This window comes from Sphingobium sp. UBA5915 (assembly GCF_002431195.1).
GTDB lineage: Bacteria > Pseudomonadota > Alphaproteobacteria > Sphingomonadales > Sphingomonadaceae > Sphingobium > Sphingobium soli.
In genome coordinates, this window is the sequence record NZ_DJDV01000084.1 from 66,435 (window position 1) to 76,254 (window position 9,820).

General features: G+C 65.4%; 10 protein-coding genes and 1 pseudogene. 3 read left to right on the top strand and 8 right to left on the bottom strand.

Annotated elements, in window-relative coordinates; genetic code table 11:
- Positions 1–53 precede the first annotated feature (53 nt).
- From B2V90_RS14260 to B2V90_RS14290, 7 genes are all read right to left on the bottom strand, one after another.
- Positions 54–1,337 carry a capsule biosynthesis protein gene (locus B2V90_RS14260; RefSeq protein WP_228221712.1) on the bottom strand — a complete coding sequence of 428 codons (1,284 nt, stop codon included), beginning with the start codon at positions 1,335–1,337 and terminating at the stop codon, positions 54–56.
- Positions 1,330–2,979, bottom strand: coding sequence for a beta-3-deoxy-D-manno-oct-2-ulosonic acid transferase (locus tag B2V90_RS14265; protein WP_228221713.1), 1,650 nt, complete (start codon positions 2,977–2,979; stop codon positions 1,330–1,332). The genes B2V90_RS14260 and B2V90_RS14265 overlap by 8 nt, the downstream gene beginning before the upstream one ends.
- Positions 2,980–3,049: 70 nt before the next feature.
- Entirely contained in the window at positions 3,050–4,345 is a 1,296-nt protein-coding gene (locus B2V90_RS14270) for a glycosyltransferase family 4 protein (protein ID WP_228221714.1), read from the bottom strand.
- Positions 4,346–4,390: 45 nt separating this feature from the next.
- Positions 4,391–4,831 carry an HIT family protein gene (locus B2V90_RS14275; protein ID WP_228221715.1) on the bottom strand — a complete coding sequence of 147 codons (441 nt, stop codon included), beginning with the start codon at positions 4,829–4,831 and terminating at the stop codon, positions 4,391–4,393.
- Positions 4,832–4,840: 9 nt separating this feature from the next.
- Positions 4,841–5,476 (bottom strand): CoA transferase subunit B, encoded by a 636-nt coding sequence (locus B2V90_RS14280; protein ID WP_228221866.1) that lies wholly within the window; start codon positions 5,474–5,476, stop codon positions 4,841–4,843.
- Complete coding sequence (locus tag B2V90_RS14285; RefSeq protein ID WP_228221716.1) at positions 5,476–6,357, bottom strand: HAD family acid phosphatase; 882 nt, start codon at positions 6,355–6,357, stop codon at positions 5,476–5,478. Before B2V90_RS14285 ends, B2V90_RS14280 begins: the two co-directional genes overlap by 1 nt.
- Positions 6,357–7,067 carry a CoA transferase subunit A gene (locus B2V90_RS14290; RefSeq protein ID WP_228221717.1) on the bottom strand — a complete coding sequence of 237 codons (711 nt, stop codon included), beginning with the start codon at positions 7,065–7,067 and terminating at the stop codon, positions 6,357–6,359. The genes B2V90_RS14285 and B2V90_RS14290 overlap by 1 nt, the downstream gene beginning before the upstream one ends.
- A gap of 86 nt (positions 7,068–7,153) precedes the next feature.
- Between B2V90_RS14290 and B2V90_RS14295 the strand changes: the two genes are divergently transcribed.
- Positions 7,154–8,023 (top strand): LysR family transcriptional regulator, encoded by an 870-nt coding sequence (locus B2V90_RS14295; protein WP_228221718.1) that lies wholly within the window; start codon positions 7,154–7,156, stop codon positions 8,021–8,023.
- Here B2V90_RS14295 and thiS read toward each other — a convergent pair.
- Positions 8,020–9,015 carry a sulfur carrier protein ThiS gene (gene thiS / locus B2V90_RS14300; RefSeq protein ID WP_293921859.1) on the bottom strand — a complete coding sequence of 332 codons (996 nt, stop codon included), beginning with the start codon at positions 9,013–9,015 and terminating at the stop codon, positions 8,020–8,022. The genes B2V90_RS14295 and thiS overlap by 4 nt on opposite strands.
- Before the next feature lie 116 nt (positions 9,016–9,131).
- On the opposite strand from thiS, the gene aroQ reads away from it, so the two are divergent.
- Positions 9,132–9,572, top strand: a complete 441-nt coding sequence (aroQ, locus tag B2V90_RS14305; RefSeq protein WP_228221719.1) for a type II 3-dehydroquinate dehydratase — start codon at positions 9,132–9,134, stop codon at positions 9,570–9,572.
- An 83-nt stretch (positions 9,573–9,655) separates the two neighbouring features.
- Positions 9,656–9,820: pseudogene (locus B2V90_RS14310) on the top strand (acetyl-CoA carboxylase, biotin carboxyl carrier protein); the annotation flags it as partial.

Genomic DNA, 9,820 nt, shown 5'->3' on the forward strand with positions numbered 1-9,820 from the left:
TTGCAGGGTCGATAGCCGGTTACCTGGAATTCGCGCGGTTTACCACGCCGCCCTCATGCCGCGCTTCCATGAACCACGTCCATGCCGCGCCGCCGGCGACGCGCGGGGCGGGTCAGGGGCAGCACTTCGGACGGGTCCTTTTCCAGGCGCTGGACTGCATTGTCGACCAGCATTTGCAAGCCTTCCTCGCTCAGCAGCCCGCCGCGGATCAAGCAGCGATCCTCGAGCACACGGCGGAAGGCGGAATAGAGCGCCATGTCTGGCTGGCGCGGCGCGCCCCAGAAACTGTCGAGGCTGGTGTGATGCACGATGCCGGGCACCTTGTAGACGGCGTGGCCCAGCACCACGACCGGCTTGGCGCTGTTAAGCGCCAGCGTGCCCACCGTGCTGTTCACCGTCACCACGCCCAGCGATGTCTGCACGACCTGCGCAATATCCCAGTCAGAGAGATAATGAACCCGATCGCCAACGCCATAATGGGCCGCCAGCTTGCGTGTCAGCCGTTCCCAGCCGACCAGTCCAGGATCGAGCGGATGGCGCTTGACCAGCAACGCGACGCCCTGGGGCGCATGTTCGGCAAAGCTCTTGATGACGAAGCGCAGCGCCGCGCGCATGTCGCCGAAGGGCGAATGGACGCGAATCTGATAATCGGAATTGAGCTGCAGCGGCAGGGTGAAATAGGGCTGGCCCTTGACCGCCTCCCATGTCGCGGCCGACCGCTCCGCCTCGCGCTGCCCCATCAGCAGCTTCCAGCACCAGGCGGCCGATTCCAGGATGAAACTATGCGGCCTGTGCGTGCGGTAATAGGGAAAATAGGGCCGCATCAGCGCCGACGACAGACCATTGCGCATCGTGTTGCGCGCGCGCGCCTGGAAGGTGGAGGGCACCGGCGGCAGCGGCTCGGTCCGCTCGGGCAGGCCAGCCGCCTGATCGAGATACCATTGCGGATCGAGCGGCAGCGTCGAATTGCCGTTCACCCCGTCATCCTGCAATGTCAGGAAGTCGGGCCGGATATAGCCTTCCTCCATGCAATGCACCCGCAATCCGCGCAGCCGCGCCATGCCATGGGCCGATGTATGATAGGGTCGGCAATCGCCGTAGAGAATAAGGTCGGTAACGCCGTGGTTGACGATAAAATCGTCGAAGAAGAGCGGCCAGTTGCGGAAGGTCCCGCGATAGTCCGCGGCTTCTCCCGGCCAGTCAACCTTGTCGCCGCCATTGATGTTGATGCGCAGGGCGCGATGCCCCCGCGCCCGCAAGGCGTCGGCCAACATCGCGAAATAGGGTCCGTGCGGTCCCTGCAGGAAGAGAAAGGTCTTAACCTGCGGATCAGCCATGAAAAAACTCTGCGGCCAAAGTCATAAATCTGCGCAACTTCCCCTGCATGGCCCGCACCCTGATAAGCCAAGTCACAGGCGGCGTCGACCCATTGGCTAAACGCTCCACCATCACTTCAGGCCCACAAGGCAATCGGGTCACCGGATCGAGATAGCGGGGATAGAGAATGAGGGCGGCAGCGACAAGCGCATCAATGGTGCGTTGTCGCCCACGACGGGGGCTCGGCGGCGCCAGATCGCGGGTCAGGCCCCAGCCGGCATAGAAGGGCATGCCGTGCACCGTCACGGTGCAGCCCCGGATCAGCGCCTCGAACCCGGTGAGCGAGGAGAGCACATGCACCGCGTCCACCGCCTGCACCAGCTCCATCAGCGATCCGCCGCTGTCGATCGCATCCGCATGGGCCAGGGCCGCCGCATCGGTCAGGTGCCCCTTGCGATGCCCGGCCTGCACGTCGGGATGGGGGCGATAGAGGATGAAGGCATCGGGTTCGGCGCGTCGCACGCGCTGGAGAAAATCGAGATTGCCGACCACCCCTGCGCCGCCCAGCCGCACCGACAGGTCATCGTCCACCTGGCCCACCGCCAGCACGGTACGCCGTCCTTTCGGCAAGGCGGGCAGCCCGCCGCCCTGCGCCCCATATTTGGTGACGCCCGACGCACAGATGCGCGCGCGCAGCCGCGCCGCCCGCTGGACCAGCGCGGGCGAAAAATCCTGCGTCGCGAGCAGCTTTTCCAGGTCATTGGGGCCAAGCGCATTATAATAAATGCCGCTGCGGTCGACCACGATGGAGCCAGGTGGATGGAGAGCCGCGCCCAAGCCACGCGAACGCAGGAAGCCATCCTCCACCCGCGCGACGGGAATGCCCTCCGCCTCTGCCTGTGCGACGATGGCGGCGGGCACGCGCGAAGGCCAGACCGCCAACGCCCCGCCCTCGCGCTGCGCCTTGCGCAGGCCGCACCGCGCCGTCACAAAGGGCGGCGATCGCTCGCCGTCCCATAAAAAGGCCCGGATCGCCTCGCGCTTCCAGAAGGCCATGCCGCTCGCCGCCGACAGGCCGCGATTGCCGTCCAGATGTCGTCGCCAGTCAGCCAATTGCGCGATCGCCTGCGTGACATCGATCGTCCCACCGGAAAACGGATCGCGATACTGCGCCGCGGTCAGCCGGGCGCGCAGCGCCGTGTGCAGCCGCGCAGGCTCTACCGCCACGCCATCCGCTCCGATCACCGGCACGCCCATCAGCCCGGCGATCAGCGACCATTCATCTTCGGCACCGGCATGGATGGCCTGCGCGCCTTCGATCAGGTGCCACGGATCGCAGTCAGCGGGGAGCATGCGTCCCGCCACATGGGCCGCGCCCTTGCCGGGCAACAGGCCGATCTGATCCGGGTCCATGTCAGCAAAAACCCGCGCGTCCAGCGGCGTTCCCACCCGCACCAGCCGCCGCACCGAATTAGGCCGCGCGCCCCAGAAGCAACCGCCCACGCGCGCGGCGCGGATCTGGTCCAGCGCCGCGTCGGTGACGCCATGCGCAGCGCGTCCGTCGGTAGGCAGGGAGACGGCGGCGACAGCCGGGTCGACATTGGGGAAAGGCGGGGATCGCAGAAACGGGGTCATGCGCCATGACGGACCGGGATCGCGCATCCGTCCCGTTCCAGTCCCAAAGCGCGCCGCATCGTCATGCCTCTCCCTTGGAGCAGGGGGAATGCAAAGGTCAAGGAACAGAGGCCGTTACTTCCTCGATCAGGTCGGTCACTATGTCGAAATAGTCACGCCAGGTCGGCGCGCGCCACGCGCTGATGCGCGCCTGCTGCGCCGCGCGCTCGGGCGAATCTGCCTGCGCATAGGCGCAGATCGCCCGCATCCATCCCAGCCCGTCCAGCGGATCCAGATAGTCCGGTGCATCGCCACCCACTTCGCGATGGGCGATGATGTCGCTGCAAATCACCGGCACGCCCGCCGCCAGCGCCTCAACCACCGGCATGCCGAAGCCTTCGGCAAAGGACGGCATCAGCATCGCGCGGGTATTGGCGACCAGCGCCTGCATCCGGTTGTCGGACACTTCGCCCGCCTCGATCACATGGTCGCGCAAAATGTCCGCGCGCTCCAATATGTCGATGACATTCTCATTTTCCCAGCCGCGCCGTCCGACCAGCACCAGCACCGGGGCCGCGTCGCCCATGTCCTCCACCAGCCGCCGCCAGATGGTGAGCAGCAGCAGATGGTTCTTCCGTGGCTCGATCGTCGAAATATAGACGAAATAGGGCCGCCTGGGCAGCGACTCGTCGCGCGCGCCGAATATGTCGGGCGCGTCCGCGCCGAAATGCGCGACCCGCACAACCCGACCGTCCAGTCCGGCGCCCAGATGCGGCGCCAGCGCATCGATCGTCGCCTGGCTGTTGCCGATAATGCCGGTCGCATAGCGGTCGATCGTGCGCACGCGGCGGCGATGCTCGTCCGCACCCTGCGGCCGGGCATATTCGGGATGGCTCAACGGGATGACGTCATGCACCAGCGTCACCAGCTTGGCGCCCTCCGCGCGCAGGATCGCGCCCACTTGGCCCGCGTCGTCCAGATGGTGCGGCGACACCTGCAAATAGATGCGCGGCCCCTTCGCCTTGGGCACCGGGCGCGGGCGGGTCGCGAACATATGGCGGATGACCGCCGCCTTGCCCTCGCCGCCCGCGTCGCTGCGCGCATTGCGCCACTTGGCCGCGGTAAAGGCCAGGAACTGGCGCACCGCCGCATTGCTCAACCGCCCATAATAGCCGCCAGCGGGATGCACCGCCGCAAAGGACAGGCGATGGGGCATTCGCTCCAGCAATTCGCGGGCATAGACATATTCGACCCGGTCGATCCCGGTCGGCGCGGGGTGGAAAGCGCGCGACAGCAATCGCGACACGTCCAGCACCACTTCACTGTCGCCACGCGCGCCATCGAAGCGGGGGCTGGCCCGCTTGGTGCGCAAGGCCAGCCGCGCGCCAGGGGCGTTGAAGGGACGCAGGGCCATCGGCTCAGCGTCCGCCGCTCAGATGTGACAGGCAGGCGGACTGCATCAGAATTGCGCGCGTATCTCTTGCGCCAGCGCTTCGAGCGCGTCGGGATCGGCCTTGCCGCCCGCGCCATGGGCGGCGAAGCCCTTGGGGTCGCCGTCCCAGCGCGGCAGGATATGGACGTGCAGGTGGAAAATGGTCTGCCCGGCCGGCGCGCCGTTGAACTGCGCGATCTGGATGCCGTCGGGGTTCAGCGCCTTGCGGATGGCGGTGGCGACCTTTTTCGTCGTCGCCATCACCTGGGCCAGCGCCTTGTCCTCCATTTCCAGCAGGTTACGCGCCTTCGACCATTTGGAAATCACCAGCGCATGACCGCGCGTCTGCGGCATGATGTCCAGGAAGGACAGCGTGTCCGCATCCTCATACAGCGCGGTCGACGGTATCTTGCCCTGCAAAATCAGGGCAAAGATATTCGCGTCGTCATAGGTGCCGTCGAGGCTCATGGAGTGCCCTTAGCTGATATAATGGGCGCTCGTCTTAGCAGCGACTTCCTCCGCCGTCACGCCCGGCGCCAGTTCGATCAGCTTGAACGGACTATCATGGTCGGGGCGCTGGAACACCGCCAGGTCGGTGACGATCATGTCGACGACATTGGTGCCGGTCAGCGGCAGGGTGCAGGCCGGGATGAATTTGGGATCGCCGTTCTTAGACGTGTGCTCCATCACGACGATGATCTTCTTGACGCCCGCGACCAAATCCATCGCGCCGCCCATGCCCTTGATCATCTTGCCGGGGATCATCCAGTTGGCGATGTCGCCATTTTCCGCGACTTCCATCGCGCCCAGCACAGTGAGGTCGATATGCCCGCCCCGGATCATGGCGAAACTGTCGGCGCTGGAAAAATAGACCGACTGCGGCAGCTCGCTGATCGTCTGCTTGCCCGCATTGATCAGGTCGGCGTCCTCCTCGCCCTCGAACGGAAACGGTCCGATGCCCAGCATCCCGTTTTCCGACTGGAGCGTCACTTCGACGCCATCGGGTATATGGTTCGCCACCAGCGTCGGGATGCCGATGCCCAGGTTTACATAGAAACCGTCCTTGAGTTCCTTCGCCGCGCGCGCGGCCATCTCGTCACGAGTCCAGGGCATCATTGCTCTCCCTTGGCGGGCGGCGCCCACCTCTTGTCCATCGGAAACACATCATCGAACCCGCCTTTGAGGCCGCTGCCATAGACGGGGTTGGGCATGACGAACCAGCCATTGCCCCACATGCCGGCAATCGGCAGGGTCAAGGTCGCGGCGCGGCGCGCGGGCACGGCCTGCCCGGCGTTGAACAAGTCGGAGAAATCCCCCAGTTGGTCGCCGCCCATGGCGATGACGCAATATTTGGAGGAAATCGTCGCACGGCGGCCATCCTTGCGTGAACCCATGGCGTCGTCGCCGCTGAGGTACAGCGTCTGGCCATGCACCGCCTCCCCCAGGCCCGCCGCCCGGATCGCGCGCGCGGTCGCGTCGGCATTGGCGGCCGACCGGTTGGTGTTGAAGATAACGGTCACGCCCATCTTGCGCAGTGCAGCCAGCACATGGTCCGCGCCCGGCACCGGCGCGACCGCACCCTCGCCCGTCTTTTCCCAGGCGTCCCAATCGGCCGCATTATAGCCCTTGCCGCTGGTCGCATCATGATATTCATAACCGGTGTTGAGCATCACCGTTTCGTCGACGTCGAACACCGCCGCCAGTGGCTTGTCGCCGCAGGGCACGAACTGGGGCGCGTCGAGGCTCGCTCCTTGCGCCAGCACCACGCTTTCGGACGGCCGCGCCTTGACCTTGGCCGCGACATAGCCCAGCAGCCCGTGCCAGGCCTGAACCGACAGCGCCGCGCCTTCACCCGACCCGTAGAGATATTGCATTCCCGCCGGCGGATTGGCGGGAGCAGCGGCAACGGGCGCGGGCGGCGCGCTCGTCACGCTCGCGCAGGCCGCCAGAGGCAAAGCGAGGAACGCCGCGCCAAGCCGCATCCTTGCGGGCATCACGCCGCCTCCCGCTCCCTCACGGTGCGGAACTCGATCTTCTTGTCATAGGGCGCGCCTACGATCATTCGCTTGACGTAGATGCCGGGCAGATGGATCGTATCGGGGTCCAGGCTGCCGGTCGGCACCACTTCCTCGACCTCGGCGATGCAGACCTTGGCCGCCGTCGCCATCGGCTGATTGAAGTTGCGCGCGGTCTTGCGGAAGATGAGGTTGCCGCTCTCGTCGGCCTTCCACCCCTTGATGATCGCGATGTCGGCGAAGATGCCGCGCTCCAATATATAATCCTGCCCGTCGAAGCTCTTGACTTCCTTGCCCTCGGCCACCTGCGTGCCAACGCCGGTCTTGGTGTAGAAGCCGGGAATCCCCGCCCCGCCCGCACGGCACCGCTCCGCCAGCGTCCCCTGCGGGCAGAACTCCACCTCCAGTTCGCCGGCCAGAAACTGCCGTTCGAATTCCTTGTTTTCCCCGACATAGGAGGAGATCATCTTCTTCACCTGCCGCGTGCGCAACAGCTTGCCCAGCCCCTCGCCGTCGATCCCGGCATTATTGGACGCGATGGTCAGATCCTTGACCCCGGCATCGCGGATGGCGTCGATCAGCCGCTCTGGAATGCCGCACAGGCCAAAGCCGCCCGCGCAAATCTGCATCCCGTCGAACAGCAGCCCGTCCAGCGCAGCCGCAGCATCGGGGTAGAGCTTCTTCACCATGGGCGCTTCTCCTTGAATATGAACATGGGTCTAGGCGGTCGAAACGATCAATACCAATGATTTGTTTTTTCGGATAAGCCAAAATAATGGCTATCAATCGTATCGCCTTCTATCATCTGGAAACGCTGCTGTGGATCGCGCGGCTGGGCACATTCGCCGCGGCGGCGGCGCGCCTCAACACGACGCAACCCGCCATTTCCGCGCGTGTGCGCGAATTGGAAAGCCATCTTGGCACCGCCCTTTTCCGCCGCGAAGGGCGCGCCATGGCGTTGACCCCCGCGGGCCGCGAACTGGTGCGCGAAAGCGAACCCCTCTGGGCGCGTTTCCAGACAGTGCTGACCGGATGCAGCGACATTGGCGGCGCGCGCGGAGTCGTGCGGGTGGGATCGGGGGAGATCGCAGCGGCGATCTGCCTGCCCGACTTCGTCACCGCGCTGGGCCGCGACCTGCCCAATGTCACGCTGGCAATCGACATCGCGCTGACCGTGGACCTGATCCAGCAGCTGGCGTCGGGGCAGGCCGACATGATCTTCGGCGCAGGGCCGGTTGCGCACCCGATGCTGCGCTCGACACCGATCGGCGGCGTTGATCTTCTCTGGCTCGCCAGCCCCGCCATCGCCAGCGCGCCGCCGCCACGGCCGCCCGTCTGGTCGCTCTCCAGCGCCTCGCCGCTCTATCACCTCGTCAAGGACGCGCTGGCCGACTCCCCGCTGGCCACCAGCCCCGTCAACCTGTGCAACAATGTGCGCACGATGATCGATATCGTCACGCGCGGCGGCGGCGTCGGGGCCTTTCCCGGAGCGATGGTGCGCCCCCATCTGGAAAGCGGCCAACTCGTCAGGCTGCCCGACATGCCGCCCTTGCCGCAGATCGCCTTTCACGTCGCCGTGCGCGCGGCCGAAAGTGATCCGCTGGTCCTCGCCATTTTCGGCCGGGCCAGCGGATTGCGGCTCTAGATCAGACCGGCGAGCGGGCTCGACGGGTCGGCATATAGGCGCTTGCCCATGCGCCCGGCGCGATAGGCCATGCGGCCCGCCTCGACGCCCGCCTTCATCGCGGCGGCCATCAGCACCGGGTCCTTCGCTTCGGCGATGGCGGTGTTCATGAGGACGCCGGTGCAGCCCAGTTCCATCGCCTGCGCGGCTTCGGACGCGGTGCCCACGCCCGCATCGACCAGCACGGGCAGCGTCGTGCCCTCCACGATCAAACGGATCGTCACCCGGTTCTGGATGCCAAGGCCGCTGCCGATCGGCGCGCCCAGCGGCATGATCGCGACGGCGCCCGCATCCTCCAGCCGCTTGGCCGCGATGGGATCGTCGACGCAATAGACCATCGGCTTGAAGCCTTCTTTGGCCAGCACCTCGGTCGCGCGCAGCGTCTCGACCATGTCGGGATAAAGGGTGCGCGCCTCGCCCAGCACTTCCAGCTTGACCAGATCCCATCCGCCCGCCTCGCGCGCCAGGCGCAGCGTGCGGATCGCCTCCTCGCCCGTGAAACATCCCGCCGTATTGGGCAGGTAGGTGATTTTTTTGGGATCGATATAGTCGGTCAGCATCGGCGCCTTGGGGTCGCTCACATTCACCCGCCGCACCGCCACCGTGACGATTTCCGCGCCCGACGCCGCGACCGCCGCCGCATTCTGTTCGAAACTCTTATATTTGCCCGTCCCCACGATCAGGCGCGACATGAACGCCTTGCCCGCGACCGACCAGCCATCATCGCCCGCGCCATCGCCGCCGCCGACGAAATGGACGATCTCCAGCTCATCGCCGTCCTCGACCCGGACATCCGCCAGCGTCGATCGCGGCACCACCTCCAGATTGCGCTCGACCGCCACCTTTTCGGGCGTGAAGCCCAGTTCGCTCGCCAGTTCAGCGAGGGTCAGCCCCTCGCGAACGCGGCGATGTTCGCCATTGATGCGGATGGAAATGGTGCCGTCTATGCTCACTATGCTGTCCCGATTGGCAAAGTGTCTCGACGCGGCGAGACAGGAAAGGCTATGGATTGCCTCGCATATAGGGGCGGCCCTGCCTCCGCCGCAACATCTGAAAAAGGGGACCGGACGTGGCCGACGCACGCAAAATCTATGTGCTCAATGGACCCAATCTCAACATGCTCGGCACGCGCGAGCCGGAGATTTACGGCTATGACACGCTCGACGACATCGCCCAGCGCATGGAGGACGCGGCCAATCGCGCCCATGTGGAAATCGACTTCCGCCAGTCCAATCACGAAGGCCATCTGGTCGACTGGTTGCAGGAAGCCCATGCGGAAGGCGCGCATGCCCTCATCATCAATCCTGGCGCCTATACCCACACATCCATCGCGCTGCATGACGCGATAAAGGGCATCAGCGTGCCGGTAATCGAAATTCACCTGTCCAACCCGCATGCGCGTGAGCCTTTCCGCCACAAAAGCTATGTCGGCATGGCGGCGAAGGGCACGATCGCGGGCTTTGGCCCCATGTCCTACATGCTGGCGCTGGAAGCCGCGCTGGAATTATGATCCGACGCACGAAAGTTGCGCTTTGGCGTAAATACGCATAGGCGCTGGCGCCAGAAACAATATTCACCGGCCAGGGACTTCACATGACCGATAATCAGGAAAAGGGCGCAATGCAGGTCGATGTTCAGCTCGTGCGGGACCTTGCCGCCCTGCTCGATGACACCAACCTCACCGAGATCGAGGTGGAGGATGGCGACCGCAAGATTCGCGTCGCGCGCAAGGCCGGCGGCGCGGCCGCCGCTGTCTAT